The following is a 24077-nucleotide window of genomic DNA, read 5'->3' on the forward strand; positions in this document are numbered from 1 at the left end:
CCGGACCGGCCCCACCGGTCCGGGCGCGGCCGGAAAGGTCTTCCGCATGATCGAGCAGGTCCACCACGCCGGCTGGCGCATGGCGGTCAGCGCCACGCTGCACTGCCTCACCGGCTGCGCCATCGGCGAGGTCCTCGGCATGGCCATCGGCACCGCCGCCGGCCTGAGCGACGGCGCCACCATCGCGCTCGCCGTCGTGCTGGCGTTCGTCTTCGGCTACGCGCTGACCGCCCGGCGCGTGGTACGCACCGGACTGCCCTGGCGGCGGGCGATCCGGATCGCCTTCGTCGCCGACACCCTGTCCATCGCCGTGATGGAACTCGTGGACAACCTGGTGCTGCTGGCGCTGCCGGGCGCCATGGACGCGGGCCTGACCAGCGCCACCTTCTGGCTGTCGCTGGCCTTCGCGCTGGCGGTCGCGTTCGTCGTCACCGTGCCGGTCAACCGCTGGCTCATCGCCCGGGGCCGCGGACACGCCGTCGTCCCGCACGCCGGCCACTGACCCCGGCCGCGGGCCCGGCGCCGTGGGCACGGGCCGTCCCGCACGCCGGCCTCCGGGCTCAGCCGGCCAGGCCGGTGAGGCGGGTGAGGGCGGTGAAGCCGTCGTCGGTGCCGGGCCAGTGGCGGCGGACCGCGTCGAGGCCCGCGCGCCGGACCGTGGAGCGCAGGACCGCGATGACGATGATGGCGTCGTCGGCGTAGCCGAGGACCGGGATGAAGTCCGGGACCAGGTCGATCGGGACGGCCAGGTAGGCGAGCAGGAGGCTGAGGCGAATCCGGACGCCGCGCGGGAGGGTGCGGTCGGCTGCGAGGCGGCGCAGCAGCCGGAGCAGGTCGGGGAGCAGGCGGAGCGCTTCGGTGAGCCGCGGGCGGTCCGGCGCGACGATCACCAGGGCGACCAGCAGGCCGAGCCAGGCCAGCAGCAGCGCCGCGGCGAGGCTGATCAGCAGCTGCCACCACAGGTCCACCGCGCGACTCCTTCACCTGCGGACTACCGGCACATGATCGCATGGCCTGCGTAGAATCATGAAAAATCAGGACATTGCGACTGTGAGCGGAAGTGACCATGGCCGGCTCTGATCTGCCGCGAATCCTGCTGGTCGACGACGAACAGGATCTCCTCGACGGTCTTCGCCGGCAACTGCGCCGCGAGTTCGACGTGGAGACCGCGGTCGGCGCCGCGAACGGGCTGTTCTCGCTCGGTAAGGGCGCGCCGTTCGAGGTGATCGTGTCCGACTTCATGATGCCGGGGATCAACGGCGCGCAGTTCCTCACGGCCGCGAGGAAGGCGGCGCCGTCCGCGACGCGCATGCTGCTCACCGGCCACACGAACCTGGCCGACGCGGCGATCACGGTGAACCAGGGCGGAATCTTCCGGATGCTGCTCAAGCCGGTCGACCACGAGACGATGACCGGCGCGCTGCGCGACTGCGTGGCCCAGCACCGGCTCGTGGTGGCCGAGCGGGAGCTGCTGGAGCAGACGCTGCGCGGCAGCGTGCAGGCGCTGACCGAGGTGCTGTCGCTGGTCAGCCCGGCCGCGTTCGGGCGCGGCACGCGCATGCGCCGGGTCGCGGCCGCGATCCTGGACGCGGTCGGCGCCGAGGACCGCTGGGCGCTGGAGCTGGCGGTCCAGATGTCCCAGCTCGGCGCGGTCTCGCTGCCGCCGGCCGTGGCGGAGCGGCTGATGACCGGCGTCGACCTCAACGCCACGGAGCAGGCGATGGTCGACCGGATGGGCGAGGTCGCCGAGCAGCTCGTCTCGCCGATCCCGCGGCTGGGCGCGGTCGCGGAGGCGATCCGCTACTCCCGCAAGGGCTTCGACGGATCAGGAGCACCACCCGACGGTACGGCCGGCGACCGCATCCCGTTCGGCGGCCGGCTGCTGCGCCTGGTCGAGGACCACGACGCGCTGCTGGCCCAGGGCGCCTCGCCGACCGTGGCGATCGCCACGCTGCGCTCGCAGGCCGCCCGCTACGACCCGGTGCTGCTGGACGCGCTGGCCGCGGTCGCCTCACCGGCCGGCGGCGTGCGTGGCGTGCCGATGGCGGAACTCCAGGTCGGCATGGTGCTCGCCGCGCCGGTGACCAGCCTGTCCGGCGTCCTGCTGGTCAGCGGCGGGCAGGACGTCACGCCCGGGCTGCTCACCCGGCTGCGCAACTTCGCCGAGCTGGAGGACGGGGTGGCGGAACCGCTGATGGTGATGGACGCGGAGTGACCGGTCACGCGGCCACGGCGTCGGCGAGCGCGGCCGGCTGGGTGACCGGCAGGCGCACCGTGAACACCGTGCCGGCCCCGACCTCGCTGGTGAAGTCGATCGTCCCGCCGTGGCGGTCGGTGACCAGCGTCCGTACCAGCGGAAGCCCCTGACCCGTGCCCTTGCCGACCTCCTTGGTGGTGAAGAACGGCTCGAACAGCTTGTCCGCGATCTCCGGCGGCACTCCGGTGCCGGTGTCGGCGACCTGGATGACGAGCTGACCGGCCTCCATCCGGGTGCTGACCCGGATGGTGCCGCGCCCGCGGTCCGCGTCGGCGATCGCGTGCGCCGCGTTGACCAGCAGGTTCAGCATCACCTGGTTGATGTCGCCCAGGTGGCAGTAGATCGGGGGCAGGTCGGCCAGGTCCGTCTCGACGTCCGCCACGTACTTGATCTCGTTGTTCGCGACCACGAGCGTGTTCTGGATCGCCTCGGCGATGTTCGCCAGCGCCTTCTCGTCGGTGCCGGGGTGACCGAACGCCTTCATGGCGCGCACGATGCCGGCCACCCGGTCGACGCCCTTGAGCGTCTGGGAGATCGCGGTCGGCACCTCCTCCATCAGGTACTCCATCTCGATCTCCTCGGCCAGCCGGTCGACCGCGCGCAGCGCCTCCAGCACCTGCTCCGCGCCGCCCTCGGTGGCCATGGCCGCGCGGTACGCGGTCCACAGCCGTACCACGTCCGCGAACGAGTCGTTCATGAACCGCACGTTGTCCCCGATGAACTGGATCGGAGTGTTGATCTCGTGCGCGATGCCGGCGGCCAGCCGGCCGACGGACTCCAGCTTCTGCGCGTGCCGCAGCTCCAGCTCCAGCCGCTGCCGCTCGGAGACGTCCCGGGCGGTGAACACGATGCTGCGCGAGCCGTCGTGCTCGGTCGCGTACTCCAGCAGCGCCTCCACGTCGATCCACGGCGCGTCCTCGGTGCCGCGGATCCGGCACTGCCGCACCGGCGGCCCCTCCGCGGGCGCGGCCAGCAGCGCGGGCAGGTCCGCCGGGTGCACCAGGTTCCACAGCGAGTCGCCGACCAGCCCACCCGGCGGACGGCCGAGCATGGCGACCGCGGCCGGGTTGACGAACCTGATCGTGCCCGCCTCGCCGGCCAGCACCAGCGCGTCCGGCAGGTGGTCGACCACCACGGAGAGCCGCGAGCGGATCAGCAGCTCGTCCAGGATCAGCGCGGACTCGCCGGCCAGCGTGCGCACCGGCGCCGCGAGGTCGTCGGCGGTGCGCCGGTCCAGCGCCAGCACCAGCATGCCGAACGCGTTCTCGTGCGCGACCAGCGGCGCGAGCGCCACCGCGCGATGCCGGGGCAGCCGCAGCGCGTCCGTGACCTCGTCCGCCGCGCCGTCCGCCAGCACCGCGTACCCGCCGGAGCCGAGCAGTTCCCGCGCCTGAGCCGGCAGCCGGTCCAGCTCGGTGACCCAGCCGGTCGCGTCCGCGCCGACCCGGCCCGCCGCCGCGATCACGTGCAGCGCCGGCCCCGCGACCGTGAAGACCAGTGCCGCGCTCACCTGCCGGTCGAGCGACAGCGCGGCGCCCAGCGCCACGTCCAGCGCCTCCGCCCGGGACGACGCCGCCGCGAGCCCCGCGCCGGCCGACGCCATCACGCTCTCCCGGGCCGCCGCCCGGTCCCGGGCCGAGCTGGCGCGCGCCAGCACGTGGTTGACCGACAGTGCCAGCAGCGCGGTGAACAGCAGCGACACGGTGCTGCCCGGGCTGGCGCCGGCCACCGCGATGCCGGACACCATGATGACCAGCAGCACGGCGGCGCCGAGCACCTTCTCCGCCAGCCGGCCGTACAGCGCGCGGAAGTTGACCCAGACGAAGCACAGGCCGAGCGTGCCCTCGAAGTCGGACGCGCCCAGCACCACCAGCACGAGGAGACCCTCGGGGACCCAGCTCCACGCGGGGAACCGCTGCCGCCGGTAGCCGGCGTACAGCCAGGCCAGCAGCACCACGGTGGCGGCCAGCGCCAGCTCGATCCGGCGGATGCCGCCGGCCAGGTCGACGCCCCACAGCCCGACGACCGGCCACAGAATCAGAAAGCCCAAGAAAAGGGTACGAATCTGGCCCAACATCGTATCGGTGCCGCGCAGCCAGCGCTCCACACTCATCCTCTGGTACGTCATCGCCGACCTCTCCATCCTCAGCGCGCCCACGATCGGCACCCGTCCACGGATGCTGAGCAGGTCTCCGCCCGGCGACAGGCGGCGGAGCCGGGACGGGCGGGTGGCCACGTCGATCGCGATGACCGGCCGGCGCCGGTCACGATCCGCGGCACCAGCACCGCCCGCCCGCGCCGGCGGGCCGGCTCCGGGCGCGACCCCGGCGGAACGCCCCGCACCCGGCGCCGTGCCCGGCTCGCCGGCTTCCGCGCCGCCTCCGGCGCGCGCTCCACGATCGGCGCGACGACGACGCCGAACGGCACGGCTGACAGGCCGTGCGGCGCGAACGCGATCCGCTCGGCGGGAGGGAGCCGGTCCGGCCCAGCCCTACCTCCCCGGCCGGCACCGCCGCGTCCAGGGGATCGGCCTCGCCGGCCGAGCCGGGGAGCCGGAGTGCCACGGGGTACCGAAACCGGCGGAGGGGTGGAGAATCCGCTGCCGGGCATCGCGGCGGCCGGTGAGCCGCGGGCCACGGCGCCGGGGTCGACATAGTCGATTAAGTGCGCTAGGGTTCTCGGTGCGGAGAGAAACAAGGAAGTCGGCCCGGGGTCGGCCGTTCGGCGCCGACCCCGGAGAGGTGGTGCGAACTCGGGCTCAGAACCCGACTATGGTGAGTGCCAGAGCAATTCGATCTTCAATGAAGAGGATCAAGGGCATTACCTGTGGGATCTTGTTCAGAAGCAGGAACGAGATCAGGTTCGGTACCATTCGGCTCCATTGCTCGATGGTGAGGGCACGGTGTTGCTCGATGGGATCATGGTTCTCAGGCCTGCGAATCCCATCGACGGGAAATGATAGACCCTCACCCTCCACTTAGTGGAGTCGAGATCGAGAGCGCTCGACGGATCGCCCGTTCGGGTGATCCGTCGCCGACAACCCTAACGGCGCCTTGGGAGAATGAAGACCTGATCGCGCCCTGCGAAGTAGACATTGCCACAATTGGTGGCCGTCTGCTGCACCCGCTCGCCGTCCCGGTCCTCGTGCGGCCCGTGCTTCTCATGGGATTCGCGCGGCGGGCGCGGGGCGGCGGGCGGGTTCGCGGTCAACTCGGCGGCGCGCCTGCGGACCGCCTCGCCCGGCCGCACCGCGGCCAGCCGCCACATGCGCTCCGCCGCCTCGGTCAGGAACTGATCGATGTCCGAGTGCCGTCCGCCGCGGGCCAGCGCCTCCAGCCCGATCATGATGATCTCGTCCGTCGGCGTCACCTCGGCGAGCAGCACCGAGACGCCGGACGCCGCCTCCGCGTGCGCCCCGATCTCCAGCTGCCGCCGGACGAGCGCGCACCGCGCCTCCGTGTGCTCCCGCCGCAACCGGACCGCGGAGCGCGCGGCCCACGTGGTGCCCACGTCCGCCAGCGCCTCCCCGCGCCACAGCCCGACCGCTCGCGCGTAGAGATCCGCGGACGCGGGCGGTGAGTCCGCGCGCGCCGCGTCGCGCACCAGCGCGCGGAACCGGTGATAGTCCACCGACTCCGGCGGCACGTGCAGCTCGTACCCGGTCGTCCGCCGGTTCCTGAGCACGCCCGGATCGGCGCCGGCCGCGACCAGTGCCGCACGCACGGCGCGGGTGTACGTGGCGAGCGTCTCGCGCGCCTTCTCCGGCGGCGGGTCGTCCCACAGGCACGCGGTCAGCGCGCCCGTGCCGACCAGCCGGCCCGGTTGCAGCGCCAGCGCGGCCAGGACCGCGCGGTGCCCGGCGCGCTCCAGCCGTACCGGCCGTCCGGCGTCGTCCCTGATCTCCACCGGGCCGAGCAGGCTGATGTCCATGAATGCAGTGTGGCATCGCCCGCCACGATTTCTTTTTTCCGCGCCTGACCTGCGGCGTCCGGTTTTCCGTCCGGTTCCGCGTCCCGCTTCGCGTCCGCCGGGACCCCCGATGCTTCGGCGGTCATGCCGCATCGAGCAGGGGAGACGGGACGTCATGCGAGAACGATCAAAACCCGGCGTGGGTACGCGATGAGCGCGCACTGGCTGGAGATGCCGGCCGGTCCCGGCGCCGCACGCTGGCACACCGCGCCGGTGGAGCGGCTGGTGCTGGCGGTCTGCCACACGGTCGCGAGCGCGCAGCACGTGCTGGACGCGATCGGGCTGGTCGAGGCGGACGAGCGCGTGCAGGTGGTCTTCACCCGCGCGCCCGACGTGATCAGCAACGGCACCGACGAGCTGCTGGCGTCGCTGGGCGCGGTGGTGATCCCGTGGGAGCAGGCGATCCGGTCCACGTTCGGCCTGGCGGTGGCCGCGGACTGCGCCGGGCTGCACCAGGTGCGCGCGCCGATCATCCAGCTGCCGCACGGGATCACGAGTAACAAGGTCGCCTGGTCGCCGCCCGGTGAGCCGTCGACCGGGCTGGTCACCGGCCTGTCCGCGCCGTGGCTGACCTGGTACGGGCGCCTGATCCCGGAGGTCGTCACGATCTCGCACGGGGCCGCGCGCGACGTGCTGGCCCGGCAGTGCCCGCAGGCGCTCCCGGCCGCCCGGCTCACCGGCGACCTGTGCCTGGACCGGCTCACCGCGAGCCTGGCGCGGCGGGCCGCGTACCGCCGTGGCCTCGGCGTCCCGGTGGACCGCACGCTGGTCGCGGTCAGCAGCACCTGGGGGGAGTGGTCGCTGTTCCGGCGCGCCTGGCCCGCGCTCCGCGAGGCGCTGCGCGCGCTGCCCCCCGACCGGTACGCGATCCGCGCCGTCCTCCACCCGGCCGCGTGGATGGGACACGGGCCGCGCCAGGTGGAGGCCTGGGCGCGGAGCCGGCGGGTGCCGGGCCTGCGCTACGTCGAGCCGCTGGACTGGCGCGCGCTCGCCGCCGCCGCGGACGTGTGGATCGGTGACTTCGGCTCGCCCACCATCTACGCCGCCGCGGCCGGGATTCCGGTGGTGCACCTGCCGGCCCCGGAGGGCCGCGTCGCACCCGGGTCCGCGGCCGAGGCGCTGGCCCGGACCGCGACCCCGCTCGACCTGGACCGGCCGCTGGCGCCGCTGCTGCGGGACGCCGGCACCCGGCGCGAGGCGGTGGCGGCCGCGGTCCCGCCGCTGGTCAGCTCCGTGCGCGGACAGGCGGCGCGGCGGCTGCGGGCGGAGATCTACCGGCTGCTGCGGTTGCCGGAGCCGGCCGGGCGCGCGGTGGCCCGGCCGGTGGCGGTGCCGGAGCCGTACCGTCGCCGGGTGTCGCCGTGAACGGCGAGGTCTATCTGGTGGTGGCGGTGCCGGGCGGCGACCCGCGCTGGGTGCCGGTGGCCGACGTGCTGCTGCGTGCCGGAGCGGGCGCGGAGCCGGCGGAGGCGTTGCTGGCGCGGCATCCGGGCGTGTCCGCGGTGGCGTCGCCGCACCCGGGCGGCGTGACGCTGATCCACCGCAACGGCCGGATCGCCGCGTCCGCCGGGGCCCGTACGGCGTCGCCGGCGGTGCGGGCCGTGGTGCTGCTGCGGCTGCTCTCCGGTCACGGCAGCCGGTCGAGCAGCCGGCGCACCTGCCCCGCCTCGGTGTCGGCCAGCTCGGCGTAGGCCTGCTCGGCCGCGGTGAGGTCCCGCCGCGCCTCCGCGATCCGCCCGGCGGCGAGGTGCACCTCGCCGCGCCGGTGCAGCGCCTGGGCCCGGCCGCGCGCGGAGCCGAGCCGGTCCAGTTGGGACAGGGCGTGGTCGAGCTCGCGCCGGGCGGCGTCCAACTCGCCGAGGCCGGTCAGCGCGCGTCCGAGCTCGACGTGCGCGACCGCCTCGTTGTAGGGGTCCACGGCGAGCCCGGAGAGGAGCGTGACCGCCTGCCGCAGGTAGGTGACCGCGTCCGCGGGCCGGCCGGACTCGTTCTCCACCACGCCGAGCCGGAGCAGGCCGAGCGTGGCGCGGCGTACGTCGCCGTACTCGGTGAAGAGGCGGTGCTGCGCGGCGAAGTGGCGGCGGGCCTCGTCGTACCGGGCGCGGGCCAGCGCCACCATGCCCAGGCCGGCGTGGGCGCCGCCGAGCCCGGCGCGGTCGCCCGCGTCGGCGGCCAACTCCATCGCGCGGTCGAAGCACGGCGCGGACTCGTCGTACCGTCCGGTGTCGTAGAGCGACCAGGCGAGGCGCTTGACCATCTCGGCCTCGCCGGCCGGGTCGCCCAGCCGGCGCGCGCACTCGGCCGCGGCCCGGTCCACGGCCTGCCGGTCCGCGTGGTGGCGGCGCAGGTGGAACATCGGCCAGCACTCGTCCGCGATCTGCCAGGCGAGCAGCGGAAACGGCTCCGCGGTGGTGAGCACGGCGGCGACCAGGTTGGGCCGCTCGGCGTCGAACCAGGACAGCGCCGCCGCGCGGTCGGGCAGGTTCGGCGAGACCGGCCGTGACCGAGGGGCGGGCCGGTTCCGGTACGGCGTCAGGAGCTGCCCGGCCCCGGCGGCGCCGTCCCGGTACCACTCGCCGGCCCGGCGCAGCAGCTCGTTCCACTCCGGATCGGCGGACGCGGCCCGGCGCGCGTGCCGGCGCACCAGGTCGTGCAGGCGGAACCGCTCGCCGTCGGCGCCGCTCTCGTCCACCAGGCTCGCCTCGATCAGCCGGTCCAGCAGCGCCGCGGCCTCCGCCGTGGTGACGTCCAGCATGGCGGCCACGACCGGCGCACCGCACTCCGTGCCGGGGTGCGCGCCGAGCGCGCGGTAACAGCGGGCGGCTGCCGGGTCGAGGCTGCGGTACGAGAGCTCGAAGACCGTCGCCAGTGACATCTCACCGGGCAGCGCGGCGTCGTCCTGGTTCAATTCGTCCACCATTCGTCGTACCGGCCATCGGGGGCGGCTGGCGAGCCGGGCGGCGGCCACGGCCAGCGCGACCGGCAGGCCGGAGCACCAGCGCAGCAGCGAGCCGGTCGCCTCCCGGTCGGTGTCGATCCGCTGGTCGCCGAGCCGCCGGCGGAGCATCTCCGCGGCGGTCTCCTCCGGCAGCGGGCCGACCGGCAGGAACCGCGCGCCGTCGAGCGCCAGCCCGCCGAGCCGCCAGCGCGCGGTGACCACCACGGCCGAGGCCGAGGACGCGGGCAGCAGCGGCCGGATCTGCGCCGCGGAGACCGCGTTGTCCAGCAGCAGGAGCAGGCGGAGGCCGGACGTCACGGTGCGGAACATGGCGGTGCGCTCGGTGGCGCGGGCCGGGATCTGCTCCTCGGCCAGGCCCAGCGAGCGCAGCGCCTCGGCCAGCGTCTCCGCCGGATCGGCCGGGCCGGTCGGGTCGAACGCGCCGAGCTGCGCGTAGAGCTGGCCGTCGGGGTAGCGGCCGGCGGCGGCGTGCGCCCAGCGCAGGGCCAGCGCGCTCTTGCCGACGCCACCGACGCCGGTGAGCACGACGACCGCCGGACCGTCCGGCCCGCGTGCGGCGAGGGAGTCCAGCCGGTCGAGCTCCTCGGCGCGGCCGACGAAGCCCGCCGGGCCGGCCGGGATCTGTCGCGGGACCGGCCGTCCGGTCGATGAGTTCATCCGCCCCCTCCGAAGGATCAACTCGATGCCTGTGAGATTAGTGCACCATTAATCGATCAACATCTAATTGTGATCGACATGATGGTCAAATATGCGAATCGCGTACCGCCGAGATGAATGAATGGGAGTGAATGCTCGGATGATGACCGTTTCCCATCGCGGTGATCCATTGAGTAGGTGCTGCTGAAACCCTGTGTGAATCGGCGGAACGTGCGGGTGCCTGTGCAATTGCAGGTGACGTGCCGGGTACGGCCACCCGCGTCGATGCCGCCTACCCGATCAGGTCGTGCGTGCGCGGTGATGATGAGTGAGACACACCGGGAGCCGAAAGACCAGGGGGGATCATGCGAGTGCATGCCATCGGGGGATCACGATTTCGACGGGGCGGCCGTGACCGGCTGCCCGGAGTGACCGGCGGCCGTCATGCCGGGCGATGACGCCGGGGGGCGACCGTCGCAGCACGCGGAGGGCAGCGCCGAGGTGTTCCAGGCCGGCCGCGATCAGTACTTCTTCGGCACGCCCGGCGAGCGCCCCGCTCCGCCGTGGACCGTGCCGAGGGACGCGGGGCCGCTGATCGGCCGGGACGCCGAGATCGAGAGGCTGACCGCGGGGGACGGGCTGCACCTGATCGCGGGCATGCCGGGGGTCGGCAAGACCGCGCTCGCCGTGCACGTGGCCCACCTGCTGCGCCCGCGCTACCCGGACGGCGGGTTCCTGGTGGACCTCAAGGCGCACGCGCCGGGCATGCGCGCGGTGACCCCGGAGGACGCGCTCTACCAGCTGCTCATCGCGGACGGGCTGTCGCCCGGCCAGATCGCGACCGGCGCGGAGGCGCGCGCCCTGCAGTGGCGCAACCGACTGGCCGCGCGCAGGTGCGTCGTCGTGCTCGACAACGCGCTCGACCGCCCGCAGGTGGCCCCGCTGCTGCCGGCCGGCGGGGACAGCGTCGTGCTGGTGACCAGCCGGCGACGCCTGACCGGCCTGATGGCGCAGCACGCGGCGGACGCGCTGGAGCTGCCGACGCTCACCGATGCCGCGGCCGCGGCCCTGTTCGCCCGGAGGTCCGGCCGGGAGCACCGCGGCTCCGAGTCGGCGGCGGTGGCGGAGATCGTGCGCGACTGCGGCACGCTGCCGCTGGCGATCTGCCTGCTCGCGGCCCAGCTCCAGGGCCATCCACAGCAGACCGCGGCCGAGTTGCTGCGCGAGCTGCGGCGCGCGGTGCACCGCACGTCCCGGATGCGGGCCGAGGATCTGGCGGTGGGCCCCGCCTTCGACCTGTCGTTCCGGCGCCTGCCGAAGCCGCTGCGGCGGTTCCTGCTGCGGCTCGGCACATATCCGGGCGCCGACCTGGACGTGTCGGCCACCGCCGCGCTCACCGGCGTCGGCGCGGAGGAGGCGAGGCGCGGGCTGGACGCGCTCGTCCAGGAGCACCTGGTCATCGCGCGCGGCGCCGGCCGCTACCAGTTGCACGACCTGATCTGCGACTACACGCGGATGCGGAACGCGGAGCTGCCGAACGGCGAGGCGGAGCGGGTCGGGGCGCTCGCCCGGCTGGCGGAGGACTACGTCCGGCGGGTGCACGCGGCCGACGCGGCACTGGCCGTGCCGTACCCCCCGGTGCTGGCCCGGGTGGAGCAGCGCACCGTGGCACTGGCCTGGTTGCAGCAGCAGCGCGTCAACCTGCTCGCCTGCGCGCGGGAGCTGGCCCGGACCGGCGAGCACGAGCTGATGGCCCGGCTCACCGGCGGGCTGGCCGCGTTCCTGCGGGAGTACGGCCCGTGGGAGCAGGCGGTCACGCTCTACCGCATCGCGGCCGCGTGCGCCGCGCGCAACGGCGCCCACACCGCCCGCGCGGTGGCGCTGCGCGAGCTCGCCGGCGTGCTGTACCTGCGCAGCGAATACCCGGCCGCGATCGCGGAGTGCGAACGCGCGCTCGCCACGCTGCGCGCGCATCCCGGCGGTGACCGGGCCGAGGCGGAGGAGGCGGCGACGCTGCTCACCCTGGTCGCCGCGCGGCGGCAGGCCGGGACGCGAACCGCGCTCGCCGCCGACCTGGAACGGGCGCTGGACCTCTACCGGCGGTCCGGCGACCGGGCGGGCGAGGGGGAGGCGCTCGCCGAACTGGGGACGCTGCACCTGGCGAGCGGCGCGTACGACGCGGCCGTCGAGACGCTCCGCGAGGCGACGGCGGTCCTCCTCGGCGACCACGCCAGCGCCCGGACGTGCGCCGCCGTGCTGAACAAGCTCGGGGCCGCGCTCCAGAACCGTGGGGAGAACCGGGAGGCCACCGAGATCCACGAGCATGCGTTCCGGGTCAGCGACATCCTCGGCGACCGGCGTGGCATGGCCGTGAGCCTGAACTACCTGGGCCACCTGCACTGCCAGGCCGGCGACCACGAGCGCGCCGCCGCCGTGCTGGAGAAGGCCCGGGTCCTGCACGAACGGATGGGATCGCGCTCCGGCGGCGCGCACTGCCTGTTGTATCTCGCGCGCGCGTACCTCGGGCTCGCACGGTACGAGCACGCGGGCGAGGCGGCCCGGCAGGCGCTGTCGATCTTCCGGGAGATGCCCCACCGCACCGGGTACGCCAGCGCGCTCAACCTGCTCGGCACGCTGCACCGCCTGGCGGGCGACCCGGCGGCGGCCGAGGCCGCGCACCAGGAGGCGCTGGACGTCTTCGTCGAGGAGCAGTCGTTACTGGGCCAGGCGGAGGTACGCAACGCCCAGGGCGACCTCGACCGGCTCACCAAGCGCGTCACCCGGGCGCTGGACCGGCACCGGTGCGCGCTCGACCTGGCGACCCGGGCCGGCGGCGACGCGGAGCGGGCGCGGGCGTACCGGGGCATCGGCCACTGCCTCACCGCGCTCGGCGAGGACGAGGCCGGCCGCGACGCCCACCGGGCCGCCCGCGACATCCTGGAACGGCTCGGCGCCCACGACCCCGCGAAGGCGCTACCCTAGCCCGCCGGCGCGCCCGGGATGGACCATTCGTGGCCGTCCCGGGCGTACTCGGTGCTCTCGTGGGTCTCGAAGCGGTCGTCGCCCCAGCGGCGGATGGCGACGGTGACGCGGTCGCCGGTGGCGTCGATCAGGTTGTAGCTGTTCGGCTCGCCCTTGAGGCGGTTGGAGACCGCGGTGCCGCACTGGGAGACGACCAGGCCGTCGACGATGCCGCTGTACGCCAGGTGGATGTGCCCGCCGAGCAGCAGGTCGGCGCGGTGGCGCAGGTGGCGCAGGGCCAGCGAGGACCGGCCGACCAGCCCCCGGCCGCGGACCGCGTCGGTGAGCAGGAACGGGTGGTGCGCGATGACCACGCGCAGGTCGTCGCGCGGCGCCTCGTCGAAGGCCTCGCCGATCGCGGTCAGCTGGCGCATGTTGATCCGGCCGCGCGACCAGTCGTGGTGGAACGTCCACCGGCGGGCCGTGTTCACGCCGACCGCGATCAGGCCGTCGGTCTCGTAGGTGACGGCGCCGTACGGGTCGCTGGCGATGTGCCGGCGCCAGCGCCGCCACGGCCGGGTGAAGCGGGTCCAGAACCGCCAGCCGGGCAGGTCGTGGTTGCCGGGCACGATCAGCGACGGCGCGGGCAGCTTGTCCAGGAACGCGCTGGCCGCCTGGAACTCCGCCTCCGCCGCGGTCTGCGTCAGATCGCCGCAGACCGCGATCAGCGTGGGCCGGACCTCGCGCAACTCCTCCAGCAGCGTCTCCGCGACCGCGGGCACGTCCCGGCCGAAGTGCAGGTCGGCGATCTGCGCGATCCGGACGCCGGCCGGCTTCACGACGCCGCCCCGGGTGCCAGCACCGCCAGCGCGCGCGGCCGGATCTCATAGCGCAGCGGGGTGGCCAGCTGGGCGTTCTCCCCGTCGCTCATCACGCTCATCAGCGCGAGCCTCGACGATCTCACCTCTACAGTCTTACCCTCGTACACCCGGATCCGCTCGTCGTGCCGCCAGCCGCCGTTGAACAGCTTCGCGACCACCTCGACCAGGTCCCAGCTCGATCGCTCCCGGGTGACGTAGACCGCCAGCCGCCCGGCGTCGAGCCGTTCCCGGCCGGGGATCGGCGCCGGCCCGGCCGCGAGCGGGTTGCAGGAGACCACCACCGCGCGGGTACGGGTCAGGTGCTCCTCGCCGTCCACCGCGATCGCGAGCTCCATCCGCGGGTACCGGCGGATCAGCCGCAGCGCCCGGTCGGCCAGCCGCACCGCGCCGAGCCGCTGACCGCGCACCCGCTCCCGGATGCGCCCGAGGTGCGGCAGCATGGCCAGCATCGAGCTGTGCAGGTACGGCGAGCCGTTGACCGTGGCCACGTCGATCCGGTCGACCGGCGCGGCCAGCAGCGCGTCCACCGCCGATTCGAGATCATCGGGTACGCCCAGGTCGCGCGCCAGCAGGTTCATCGTGCCCAGCGGCAGGATGCCCAGCGGCACGTCGCCGCCCATCAGCTGCTCCGCGACCGACCGCACCGTGCCGTCCCCGCCCGCGACGACCAGCGCGTCGGGCTCGCCGGACAGCAGCTCACCCACGTCGATCCGCAGCGTGCCGGGCTCGAACGCCCGCAGCTCCGCGGTCACGCCGCGCGCCGCGAACAGCTCGGTCAGCTGCTCCTCCGGGGAGGCCTCGGCCCGGGCGAGAAGCGCGCCGGAGCGCGCGTTATAGACGACAGCAATGCGTTTCACCAGCGAAGTCTAGATTCGGTCGCGTCCGGGCGCGCGCCGGAGGACCGCGCTCACTCGTAGAACTTGAGCGCCCACCCGGTGTCCGACGTGGCGCCGGGCACGTTCGCGCGGGTGTAGGTGGTGTTGCCCCACCACTGGAACGTGCCGGTGTACCAGTACCGGTTCGCCCAGCTGTATGGCGTGCCCTTCGGGACCGCGTGGAACATCAGCGGGAACTGCGGGCCGGCCGGCGGGCTGGTGTTGATGTCGCCGTTGAGCAGCACGAAGCTGTGATGTCCCGGGCCGTCGACGTGGAGCGTCGGGTCCCAGCCGGCCATCATGGTGGCCCGGTTCGCACCGAAGTGACAGCCGTTGGACTTGTACCAGTCCCACACGTAGGTCGGGTCGCCGCCGGCGCGCAGCCGCAGGTCGGCCAGGCAGTACTGCTCGCTCCAGCTGCCGTTGGCGGAGTAGTAGAGGTGCAACTGCCCGCTCGGGTCCTTGATCGCCTCGGGGGCCTCGTTGATGAACGGGTTGCCGACCACGCGCTCCCACGGCTCGCGCGGCTGCGAGATCGCGTACCGCGGGCCGGTGGTGGCGGTCGGGCCGCTCATCCGCGCGATGTAGAGGTTCTGTTCGACGTTGGTGTCGCCGGCCCAGCCGGACCAGACGAAGTACCGCTGGCCGTTGAAGGTGAACATGGTGCCGTCGATCGCCCACTTGTCGTCCGGCAGCGCCATCCGCTGCGCCGCGGTGTAGCCGCCCGCCGCGGACGCGGAGCTGATCACGTACATCCGGTGCGCCGCGCCGACGCCCGCGGCGAAGTACACGTAGTACCGGCCGCCGTCGTAGTGGAGCTCCGGTGCCCAGACCTCGCCGAGCCGGCCGGTGTCCGACCAGACCTGGCTGACCGGCGCGTTCGCCAGCGCGGTCGTCGACGCGGCCTGCCGCACGCCGATCCCGCCGTTCCACACCTGCACGGAGACGTAGGTGCCGCCGACCCGGATCACGCTCGGGTCCGCGGCCCGGATCGTCTGCGCCGCGCTCGCGTCCCCGGCCCGGTACACGCCGACGCCGAGCGCGAGAGCGGCGGCCACCAGCAACGCGGCGGCGCCGATCAGCCGGCGGTGAGAGAACCTCATGAATTGAAGCTCGGCGTTGATGTCGGCATGTCCAGCACGGCGGCGGTCGCGGGCGACGGCACCGCGATCCTGTTCGACGGGCTGCCGCTGCTGCCGTCCGGGATCTGCGCGGCCGGCGATCGGCTGATCACCGGCAGCGAGGCGCTGGGGCGGGCCGGCATCACGCCGGACGCCTACGAGCCGCACCCGAAGCGCTTCGCCGGCGTCGACACCGTGCCGCTCGGCGCCTTCACGTTCCCGGTGCCGAAACTGATCGGGGCGGTGCTGGCGCGCGCGGCCGAGGAGGCCGCGGTGACCACCGGCGAGACGGTCACCGAACTCGTGCTCACCCACCCGGTGTCGTGGGGCGCGGACCGGTGCGGGACGCTGGTGGCCGCGGCCCGGGAGGCCGGGCTGCCCACGCCGGAGCTGGTGCCGGAGCCGGTCGCGGCCGGGCGCGCGCTCGGCGGCGTGCCCGTCGCCGAGGGGGCCGCGGTGCTGGTCTGCGACTTCGGCGGCGGCTCGTTCGGCGCGACCGTGCTGCGGCGTACCGGCGACGGCTACCAGGTCGCCGCCACGGAGACACTCGCGGACGCGGGCGGGCTCGCCCTGGACGGCGCGCTGCTGACCTGGCTGGCCACGTCCGTGCCGGGGGAGGCCGGCTGGCAGCGGCTGCTGTCGCCGACGTCGTCCGCCGACCGGCGCGCCGCGCGACGGCTGCGCGACGACGTGCGGCAGGCGAAGGAGGCACTGTCCGGCACCTCCTCCGCGACGGTACGGGTGCCGCTGCTCGACCAGGACGTCGTGATCACCCGGCAGCGACTCGAGGCGGTGGCCGGGCCGATCCTCGAGCGCGCGGTCGCGGCGAGCGGGTCGGCGCTGCGCGCGGCCGGCGCGGTACCGGCGGCGGTCGTCATGATCGGCGGTGGCGGCCGCATGCCGCTCGCCGCGACGCTGCTGCACCGGGCGTTGCAGGTGCCACCGGTCCTGCTGGCGGACCCGGAGCTGGCGATCGCCAGGGGCGGCATCGGCGGGTACGCCGCGCGGGCGGGCTCGCCGGGGGCCGCGAGGATGCCGGGCACGGCCGGAGTGCCGGCCCAGCCGGGGTTCCCCGGGAGCGTGGCCGGGCCGGGTGTCGCGGGAGCGGCGGCCCAGCCGGGGTTCCCCGGGAACGTGGCGGGGCCGGGTGTCGCGGGAGCGGCGGTCCAGCCGGGGTTCCCCGGGAGCGTGGCCGGGCCGGGTGTCGTGGGAGCGGCGGCCCAGCCGGGGTTCCCCGGGAACGTGGCGGGGCCGGGTGTCGCGGGAGCGGCGGTCCAGCCGGGGTTCCCCGGGAGCGTGGCCGGGCCGGGTGCCGCGGGGGCGGCGACCCAGCCGGGTCACCGGAATCGCGGCCCAGCCGGGTTCCGCCGGGGTGCCGGCGCAGCCGGGCTCGGCCGCGCCGGCAGCGGCAGCGTCCGCGCATCCCGCCGCGGCTCCCGGCCCGCTGCCCGGCACATCGGCGGCGGCCGGTGCGGCGACGGGAGCCGCGTTGCCGGCCGCGACCGCGCACCTGCCCGGCCCGCCGCAACACGCACCGATCTCCGGCGCTCCGGCGTCGGGCTCGCCGATCTCCGGCACGCCGGTCCCTGGTACACCTGTCTCCGGCGGCCCGGCCTCCGGCGCGCCGGTCTGGGGCCCGCCCGTCTCCGGCACGCCGATCTCCGGCACGCCGGCCTCCGGCGTCCCCGTGTCCGGTGCGGCGGCGTTTCCGGTGGGGGAGCGGGACAGCGCGACCGCGGTGCGCCGCTGGGCGATCGTCGCCGGGGCCGCCGCGGCCGTGGCCGCGGTCGCCGCCACCGCCACGCTGCTGATCCCCGGCGCCGGCGACCGGCCCGCCGACGGCGTCGCGTTCCCGCCGCCGGCCGCCACCACCGCCGCGCCCGGCCAGGGCGCGGTCACCACCGGCCGGCCGGAGCCCTCCGCGAGCGCCTCCGCCACCGCCACCGCCACCGCCCCGGCCGCCGGCGCGGCCACCGCCGCACCCGCGCCCGCGGCCACCACCGGCGCCCCGGCCGCGCCGCCGCCCGCGCGGGGCGCCACGTTCTCCGTACCCCGGACGCTCTGCCCGGCCGTTCGCTACGGCGCGGTCACCGCGCTCGTCGGTGAGCAGGTCAGCGCGCCGGTGCGGTCCAGCTTCGACCCGACCATCCCGGACCTGCGCACCTGCCAGGTCGACTACGCCACCGGTGGCTTCCAGGCGCTGGCCATCTCGCTGGGCAGCGAGGCGGAGGCCCGCGAGTACATGACGGGCGTCCGCGAGTTCGAGGCGGGCGGCGGCGGCATCGAGGGCGCCCGCCCCGAGCTCACCGAACGGGACGCCGGCGCGCTCGGGGTCGGCCAGGAGTCGTTCAGCTTCGCCGCGGAGGCACCGGGCGGCACCCGGGCCGGTCTGGTGCTGCGCAACGGCAACCTGGTCATGGAGTTCGAGATCTACGGCTACGACGCGCTGGTCAAGGACCGCGGCAAGCGCGACACGGTCACCGGCGCGATGGCGCGGGCCGTCCGCGAGACGCTGCCGCAGCTGCGCTCATAGCGCGGCGTACCGGGCGACCAGCGCCTCGAGCGTGGCGGTGATGCCCTTCGCGTTCTGCGCCGGGAAGCCGAGCAGCTTCATCATCCACGGCGCCCCGGTCGTGGAGTAGTCGAACGTCTCGGTGACCTCGGTGCGCCCGTCCGGCCGCTGTGCGAACTCCCAGCGCCACCGGTGCCCGAGCGGATGCCGCCACTCGATCAGCCGGTCCTCCTCGCACGCGGTCACCACCGAGGTGACCTTGTACGGCGCGCCGAGCTGCCGCATCGGCACGGTGAACCGGTCGCCCCTGGCCAGCCGGTGCGGCCCCTCGACGTGCTCCCGCCGCACCGTGCCGGAGCCGTCCAGCTCCGCATGCCGGTGCGGATCCGCGACCAGCGAGAACAGCTCCGCCGCGGGCGCGTCCACCACCGCGCGGCGAGACACCCGCCGCTCGCCGGTGTCAACCGCGATGACCGTGTCGCTCATGGACAGACCCCTCCGCTCGCCCCTGGACAGATGATCCCACGGACCGGCCGCGGCGCCACCGTGACCGGGGCGCCGCGGCGGCGGAACTCAGGTGTCGTACTCGCCGCTGTCCCACGGGGCGCTGAACGCCATGTAGTCGCCGGGCTCGGCGATCACCCACCACTCGTCGTCCTCGTCCTCCTCCTCCGGCGGCCAGGCGACCAGGCCGAACGTGGTGCCGAACCGGTCGACGGCGAACGGCTCGACCTCGATGCGCGCGATCGTCACCTCGCCCAGCTCCGCCAGCCGCGCGTCGTACGCGGCCTCGTGTGCCGCCTCGTCGAGGGTGTCGCGATGGCCGAACGAGTCGATCTTCGCCTCCAGGAGGCGCCCGCCCGCGTCGAAGAGGTAGAGCGCGATGAACTCCTCCCCCTCCGGCTCGAACGGCGTGGTGAGGAAGAACTGGCGGCCGTCGGCGGTACGGCCGACGTGCTCGGCGTGGTGGTCGTCGGGCTCGATGGCGATGCGGCTGGGCCGCCCGTCGGGGAACATGCCGCGCACGCTAGCGGCCCATGATCACCGGGTCCAGCGGCATCGACGGGACGGGACGGGCGGCATCGACGTACTACGCTGGAGATCGCCGATTCCTCCGAGGGCGGGCGTGGATGGACAGACAGCGGACAAGGGCGATTCTCGGCTTCCTCCTCACGACTCTGGTGATCGTCTCCATCGGACTGGTCTCGTCCGGCGTCCGCAGGGACGCGTGTGAGCTGCAGGTTCGTCACGTACTCGAATGTGATCTCTTCACCGTCAACGGCCTGGTCGGCTCCGAGAAGCTGTCCTTCTTCCAGGACGAGGACGTGATCGAGGAGTTCGCGCTGCGCGGCCTGACCGTCACGGTCCGGTCGGCCGGCTCGCGCACGATGGCGTGTGACGGTGATCTCTCCGGCTACGACTTCGCCTTCCCGGGCAGCGCGTCCGCGGCGGCGGACGTGCTGGCGAACGCGCAGGTGACCGGCGAACCGGTGGTGATCTTCTCGTCGCCGCTGGTGGTGGCGACCTTCGAGGACGTGGCCGCGGCGCTGCCGCCCGGGGTGGCGTCCGCGGACGCGCGCACGTTCGACGTGGCCCGCTACCTCACGGACGTGTTCCGTGCCGGGAAACGGTGGGGCGATCTGACGCTGGACGGGCCGTACCCGGCATTCCAGCGCGCGATCCTGCTCAGCACGCGGCTGGACACCTCGAACTCCGCGGAGCTGTTCCTGGCACTGGCCAGCGCCGCCGACAGCGGGAGCCCGGCCGTGCCGGCGCCGAACGTCAGCGCGCAGACCGAGTGGCTGACCGAACTGTTCCGCGCGCAGGGCAGCACCGGCCTGACCAGTGACGAGCCGTTCGACCAGTACCTGTCCGCGGAGGGCTATCAACTGCCGATGCAGGTCGTCTACGAGGCGCAGTTCCTCGACGCGCTGCGCACGGGCTCCGGCGACCTGGTCACGACGGTCACCGGCCCGGACGGCACGTCGTACGAGTCCCGGCGGCTCATGCTGTACCCGACGCCGTCCATCTCCAGCGACCACGCGATCGCGCCGCTGACCGATCGCGGACGCATGATCGCGGAGGCGCTCACCGAGGACGAGGACCTGCGCCGGCTCGCCGCGGAGCACGGGTTCCGGCCGGCCGGCGACCCGGCCGCGTTCGCGTCCGTGAACGAGGAGCTCGGCTTCGCGCTGCCGGAGGTGCCGGGGCCGGCGGTGTCGCTGCGGCCGAACGGCGAGTGGACCGGCTTCATGAACGGGGTCATCGACGGTGTCTACGGGGAGGATCGGGCCGGTGCCGCGTGTACGTAGGACGGTGAGCGCGCTGCTCGCCGCGCTGCTGGCGCTCGGTGCGGCCGGCTGCGGGGCGGCCGCCGAGCCCGGTGAGCCGGTGGTGCTGCGGGTGCTGGCCGGCAGCGAACTGGCCGACATGGCGGAGACGCTCCGCGAGGCCGAGGAGGCGCTGAACGTCCGCGTCGAACTCACCAGCATCGGCTCGGTCGAGGGCGCGCAACTGCTGACGGAGCCGGACGTGGCGCAGCGGTACGACGCGGTCTGGTTCGGCGCGGACCAGTTCTTCGGCCTCTGGCCGGGCAGCCGCGCCGCGCTGCTGCGGCAGTCGCCGCCGCTGATGCGCTCGCCCGTGCTGGTCGGTGTGCGAGCCTCGCTCGCGGAGGAGCGCGGCTGGACCGAGACGGCACCGCCGAACTGGACCGACCTCGTCGGCGCGGTCGCCGCCGGGCAGTTCCGCTTCGGCATGACCCGGCCGGACCACTCCAACTCCGGGCTCGCCGGGCTGGTCGCGGTGGCCACCGCGCTGGCCGGCACCGGGCTGCCGGTCACCGACGCCGACGTACCCGGACTCCAGGACGACCTCCGCGCGTTCTTCGCCGGGCACCGGCTGACCGCGAACACGTCGCTGGAGCTGTCCCAGGCCTACCTGACGCAGGCGGGATCGGGCGGCACCGACTGCGGGCGGGCGAGCGGCACAGACGGCGTCGACGGGCTGATCATCTACGAGTCCGAGATCAAGCGGATGAACAACACGGAGCTGAACGAGGACTGCCGGCTGCGGGCGATCTACCCGGGCGAGGGGACCACGATCGCGGAGTACCGGCTGAGCCTGCTGCGCGGCACCACGCCGCGCGTGCAGGAGGCGTTCGACCGGCTGTGGCGCTGGCTGCTGGAGCCGCCGGTGCAGGAGCGGATCAGCGACCGGACCAGCCGCCGGCCCGGCAACCCGGCGGTCGCGTCGCCGCAGAACGCGGTGCCGGTCGCGCAACTGCGCTACCCGACGAACCCGGCCGTGCTGCGGAATCTGGTCGAGCGGTACCGCACCAGCGTGCGGCCGCCGTCCCGGATGGTGTTCGTGCTGGACGTGTCCGGTTCCATGGAGGACAACATGAGCCTGCTGCGGAACGCGATCATCTCGCTGACCGGCACCGACCCGGAGGACCCGACCACGTACTACGCGTTCCTGCCCGGCGAACAGGTGACCTTCGTGCCGTTCAACCAGAAACCCCTGCCGGCGCGCACGTTTCCGCTGCCCGCCGGCACGGAGACCGCGCCGACGCTGGCCGAGATCCGGGACTACGTGCGGAACGACCTGCGGGCCGAGGGCAACACCGCCATGTACGCCGCGCTCGAGGAGGCGCACCGGCGGGTGGATCCGGGGCCGTCCACCTCGATCGTGCTGTTCTCCGACGGCCAGAACAACTGCGGCCACAACTACGGCGACTACATCCGGTTCCGTGACACGCTGTCGCCGGAGGAGCGCGAGGTGCCGATCTACACCATCGCCTTCGACTCCGGCGCGTCCGGCGGCGTCTCATGCGGCGGCTACCGGCCGGACGACGGACCGGCCGGCGTCGACGGCGCCACCCAGTGGGAGCGCGAGCTGCGAGCGATCGCGGCGGCCAGCGGCGGCCAGCTGTTCCCGGCGAGCCCGGACGCGCCGCTCTACAGCGTCTTCTGGAGCATCCGTGGCCAGCAGTAAGGTGACCGGCTGGTTCGCGTCGATGCCGCACCTGATCGGGGCGTCGGCCGCGCTGATCTTCGGTGGTGCCGCCATGCTCGGCGTGCTGGAGACGATGATGCGCCCGCACTTCCGGTTCTGGCCGCTGGTGGTGCTCGCCGCCTACCTCCTCGGCTCGCTGGTCACCGGGCTGCTGATGTGGCTCACCGCCGCCCGGCCCCGGCCGCCGCTCTGGACGTACTGGGTGATCGACGTGCCCATCTGGCGACTGGGCGGAGAGCCGCGCCGCCTGCTGCTGATGGCCGCCGTCACCCTCGGGGTGGTCAGCCTGCTCTACATCCCGCTGTTCTACCTCGGCTGGCAGCACCTCGAGGGGTGGAGCGGCCCGGCGAGCGTGATCGTCGCGGTGGCGTCGCTGGTCGTCGCCTATGTCGAGTCCCGCAACCGCCGCGGCCCCGGGTGACCGTGCCCGGGGTGCCCGCCCGGCGCCGAGGCCGCCCCCGGGAACCCGTTCCCGGGGGCGGTCCCCGATCTCCGGCGGTCAGAGACCGCCGGTGTGGAGCAGGAGGTTCGGCGAGCCGGTGCCCGGGTTGGCGACCACCCCCGGCGTCGCCGCCGCGAGGACGGCCGCGTTGACCTCGGCCGGGGCGGCGGACGGGTGGGTGGCCAGGTAGAGCGCGGCGGCGCCGGCCACGTGCGGCGCGGCCATCGACGTACCGCTGATGGTGCTCGTCGAGGTGTCGTCGGTGGACCACGCGGACGTGATGTTGATGCCCGGTGCGAACAGGTCGACGCACGTGCCGTAGTTGGGCCAGCCGGGCTTGCGGTCGACCGAGTTGGTGGCGGAGACGGTCAGCGCCTCGGTCACCCGGGCCGGCGACTGCGTGCAGGCGTCCAGCGCGATGATGCCGAGCAGGCCGTTGCCGGCCGCGATCGCGTAGGTGACGCCCGAGGCGATCGAGCGGCGCACCGCGTCGTCCAGCACGGTGTCGGCGCCGCCGCCCAGGCTCATGTTCGCCACCGCGGTGTCCGCCGCGTTCGCGGTGACCCAGTCGATGCCGGCCACCACCTGCGCGGTCGTGCCGCTGCCCTCGCAGTTCAGCACGCGCACCGCGACCAGCGAGACGCCCTTGGCCACGCCGTGCGCCTCGCCGCCGACCGTGCCGGCCACGTGCGTGCCGTGGCCGTTGCAGTCATCCGCGGTGCCGCCGTCGACCGCGTCGAAACCGCTGACCGCCCGCCCGCCGAAGTCGCCGTGCGTGGTGCGGATGCCGGTGTCGATGATGTACGCCGTCACGTTCTCCGCCGTGGTGGCGTACGTGTACGACTCGTCCAGCGGCCGTTCGCGCTGGTCGATGCGGTCCAGTCCCCACGACGGCGGGCTCGGCTGCGTCGCCTGCACCGTGTGGATCACGTTCGCCTGCACGTAGGCCACGCCCGGCGCGGCGGCGAGCCGCCGGGCCTGCGTCGCCGACATCGTCGCGGCGAACCCGCGCAGCGCGTGCTCGAACGTGTCCCGTACCGTCGCGCCGTGCCGTTTCGCCAGGTCACGTGCCTGGTCCGGGACCGCGGTGGTGCCGTCGTCGAGCACCACGACGTAGCTGTCCGGGACCACCCGCGCGCCCGGCGCCTCGAGCACCGTGCCCTCCGCGGGCGCCGCCGCGGACGCTCCCGGCAGGCCGAACGTGCCGATCGCCACCGCGATCCCGGCCGCGATCCCCAGCCGCCCTCGTCTCGCCATCCGTACCTCCCCATCGAAGACCGAACCGGCAGGCTCGGCCGCCCTGTCCGGACGCTATCGCCTGCGATCGATGAAAGGGAATGCCTGGATGCAACCGGATCGCACCCGGGCGGCACCCGCGCCGCCACCGGGTGACGGTTTCGTCAGCGTGGGCGGTGAATCCCCGCCGCCCGGCGGACGGCAGACAGGA

Annotated in this window: 20 protein-coding genes; 10 read left to right on the top strand and 10 right to left on the bottom strand. The window is 74.3% G+C overall.

Annotated elements, in window-relative coordinates; all coding sequences use genetic code 11:
* Positions 1 to 46 precede the first annotated feature (46 nt).
* Complete coding sequence (locus tag J2S41_RS10150) at positions 47 to 502, top strand: DUF4396 domain-containing protein (protein ID WP_310365987.1); 456 nt, start codon at positions 47 to 49, stop codon at positions 500 to 502.
* Positions 503 to 560: 58 nt separating this feature from the next.
* Here the strand turns inward: J2S41_RS10150 and J2S41_RS10155 are convergent, their stop codons facing one another.
* Entirely contained in the window at positions 561 to 968 is a 408-nt protein-coding gene (locus tag J2S41_RS10155; RefSeq protein WP_310365989.1) for a YkvA family protein, read from the bottom strand.
* A 98-nt stretch (positions 969 to 1066) separates the two neighbouring features.
* Here J2S41_RS10155 and J2S41_RS10160 point away from each other — a divergent pair, with 98 nt between their 5' ends.
* Positions 1067 to 2215, top strand: a complete 1149-nt coding sequence (locus tag J2S41_RS10160; RefSeq protein WP_310365992.1) for an HD domain-containing phosphohydrolase — start codon at positions 1067 to 1069, stop codon at positions 2213 to 2215.
* A 4-nt stretch (positions 2216 to 2219) separates the two neighbouring features.
* On the opposite strand, the gene J2S41_RS10165 is transcribed toward J2S41_RS10160, so the two are convergent.
* Positions 2220 to 4307 carry an ATP-binding protein gene (locus tag J2S41_RS10165; protein WP_310365995.1) on the bottom strand — a complete coding sequence of 696 codons (2088 nt, stop codon included), beginning with the start codon at positions 4305 to 4307 and terminating at the stop codon, positions 2220 to 2222.
* A gap of 992 nt (positions 4308 to 5299) precedes the next feature.
* Positions 5300 to 6187: an AfsR/SARP family transcriptional regulator gene (locus J2S41_RS10170; protein WP_310365996.1), complete on the bottom strand. Its 888-nt coding sequence runs from the start codon at positions 6185 to 6187 to the stop codon at positions 5300 to 5302.
* 189 nt (positions 6188 to 6376) lie between these two features.
* On the opposite strand from J2S41_RS10170, the gene J2S41_RS10175 reads away from it, so the two are divergent.
* Entirely contained in the window at positions 6377 to 7591 is a 1215-nt protein-coding gene (locus tag J2S41_RS10175) for a hypothetical protein (protein WP_310365999.1), read from the top strand.
* Positions 7588 to 7917, top strand: coding sequence for a hypothetical protein (locus tag J2S41_RS10180; protein WP_310366000.1), 330 nt, complete (start codon positions 7588 to 7590; stop codon positions 7915 to 7917). The genes J2S41_RS10175 and J2S41_RS10180 overlap by 4 nt, the downstream gene beginning before the upstream one ends.
* Here the strand turns inward: J2S41_RS10180 and J2S41_RS10185 are convergent.
* Positions 7854 to 9842 carry an AAA family ATPase gene (locus J2S41_RS10185; protein ID WP_310366003.1) on the bottom strand — a complete coding sequence of 663 codons (1989 nt, stop codon included), beginning with the start codon at positions 9840 to 9842 and terminating at the stop codon, positions 7854 to 7856. The two genes, J2S41_RS10180 and J2S41_RS10185, sit on opposite strands and share 64 nt — an antisense overlap.
* 423 nt (positions 9843 to 10265) lie before the next feature.
* On the opposite strand from J2S41_RS10185, the gene J2S41_RS10190 reads away from it, so the two are divergent.
* On the top strand, positions 10266 to 12803 hold the full coding sequence (locus J2S41_RS10190; protein WP_310366006.1) for an ATP-binding protein: 2538 nt from the start codon (positions 10266 to 10268) through the stop codon (positions 12801 to 12803).
* Here J2S41_RS10190 and J2S41_RS10195 read toward each other — a convergent pair.
* Genes J2S41_RS10195 through J2S41_RS10205 form a run of 3 tightly spaced genes read right to left on the bottom strand, consistent with a single transcriptional unit; the run spans position 12800 to position 15641 of the window.
* Positions 12800 to 13621 (bottom strand): metallophosphoesterase family protein, encoded by an 822-nt coding sequence (locus J2S41_RS10195; RefSeq protein WP_310366009.1) that lies wholly within the window; start codon positions 13619 to 13621, stop codon positions 12800 to 12802. The two genes, J2S41_RS10190 and J2S41_RS10195, sit on opposite strands and share 4 nt — an antisense overlap.
* Positions 13618 to 14520, bottom strand: a complete 903-nt coding sequence (locus J2S41_RS10200; protein ID WP_310366011.1) for a diacylglycerol/lipid kinase family protein — start codon at positions 14518 to 14520, stop codon at positions 13618 to 13620. The genes J2S41_RS10195 and J2S41_RS10200 overlap by 4 nt, the downstream gene beginning before the upstream one ends.
* A 50-nt stretch (positions 14521 to 14570) precedes the next feature.
* Positions 14571 to 15641, bottom strand: coding sequence for a glycoside hydrolase family 43 protein (locus J2S41_RS10205; RefSeq protein WP_310366013.1), 1071 nt, complete (start codon positions 15639 to 15641; stop codon positions 14571 to 14573).
* Between the two features lie 27 nt (positions 15642 to 15668).
* Here J2S41_RS10205 and J2S41_RS10210 point away from each other — a divergent pair, with 27 nt between their 5' ends.
* Together J2S41_RS10210 and J2S41_RS10215 are read left to right on the top strand one after the other, a co-directional pair.
* The gene (locus J2S41_RS10210) at positions 15669 to 17765 is read left to right on the top strand and encodes an Hsp70 family protein (RefSeq protein ID WP_310366016.1); all 2097 of its coding nucleotides are present in this window, start codon (positions 15669 to 15671) and stop codon (positions 17763 to 17765) included.
* 16 nt (positions 17766 to 17781) lie between these two features.
* Positions 17782 to 18192: a hypothetical protein gene (locus J2S41_RS10215; RefSeq protein ID WP_310366018.1), complete on the top strand. Its 411-nt coding sequence runs from the start codon at positions 17782 to 17784 to the stop codon at positions 18190 to 18192.
* On the opposite strand, the gene J2S41_RS10220 is transcribed toward J2S41_RS10215, so the two are convergent.
* Positions 18187 to 18657 (bottom strand): SRPBCC family protein, encoded by a 471-nt coding sequence (locus J2S41_RS10220; RefSeq protein WP_310366019.1) that lies wholly within the window; start codon positions 18655 to 18657, stop codon positions 18187 to 18189. The two genes, J2S41_RS10215 and J2S41_RS10220, sit on opposite strands and share 6 nt — an antisense overlap.
* 87 nt (positions 18658 to 18744) lie before the next feature.
* Positions 18745 to 19188 carry a hypothetical protein gene (locus J2S41_RS10225; RefSeq protein ID WP_310366021.1) on the bottom strand — a complete coding sequence of 148 codons (444 nt, stop codon included), beginning with the start codon at positions 19186 to 19188 and terminating at the stop codon, positions 18745 to 18747.
* 113 nt (positions 19189 to 19301) lie between these two features.
* Between J2S41_RS10225 and J2S41_RS10230 the strand changes: the two genes are divergently transcribed.
* From J2S41_RS10230 to J2S41_RS10240, 3 genes are read left to right on the top strand one after another with little or no spacing between them, the layout of a single operon-like run.
* Positions 19302 to 20483: a hypothetical protein gene (locus J2S41_RS10230; protein ID WP_310366024.1), complete on the top strand. Its 1182-nt coding sequence runs from the start codon at positions 19302 to 19304 to the stop codon at positions 20481 to 20483.
* Positions 20467 to 22167: a VWA domain-containing protein gene (locus J2S41_RS10235; protein ID WP_310366028.1), complete on the top strand. Its 1701-nt coding sequence runs from the start codon at positions 20467 to 20469 to the stop codon at positions 22165 to 22167. Before J2S41_RS10230 ends, J2S41_RS10235 begins: the two co-directional genes overlap by 17 nt.
* Complete coding sequence (locus J2S41_RS10240) at positions 22154 to 22609, top strand: hypothetical protein (protein WP_310366031.1); 456 nt, start codon at positions 22154 to 22156, stop codon at positions 22607 to 22609. Before J2S41_RS10235 ends, J2S41_RS10240 begins: the two co-directional genes overlap by 14 nt.
* 78 nt (positions 22610 to 22687) lie before the next feature.
* On the opposite strand, the gene J2S41_RS10245 is transcribed toward J2S41_RS10240, so the two are convergent.
* Entirely contained in the window at positions 22688 to 23887 is a 1200-nt protein-coding gene (locus J2S41_RS10245; RefSeq protein WP_310366034.1) for a S8 family peptidase, read from the bottom strand.
* Positions 23888 to 24077: the final 190 nt, after the last annotated feature.

This window comes from Catenuloplanes atrovinosus, from assembly GCF_031458235.1.
In the GTDB taxonomy this organism is placed as follows: Bacteria; Actinomycetota; Actinomycetes; order Mycobacteriales; family Micromonosporaceae; genus Catenuloplanes; species Catenuloplanes atrovinosus.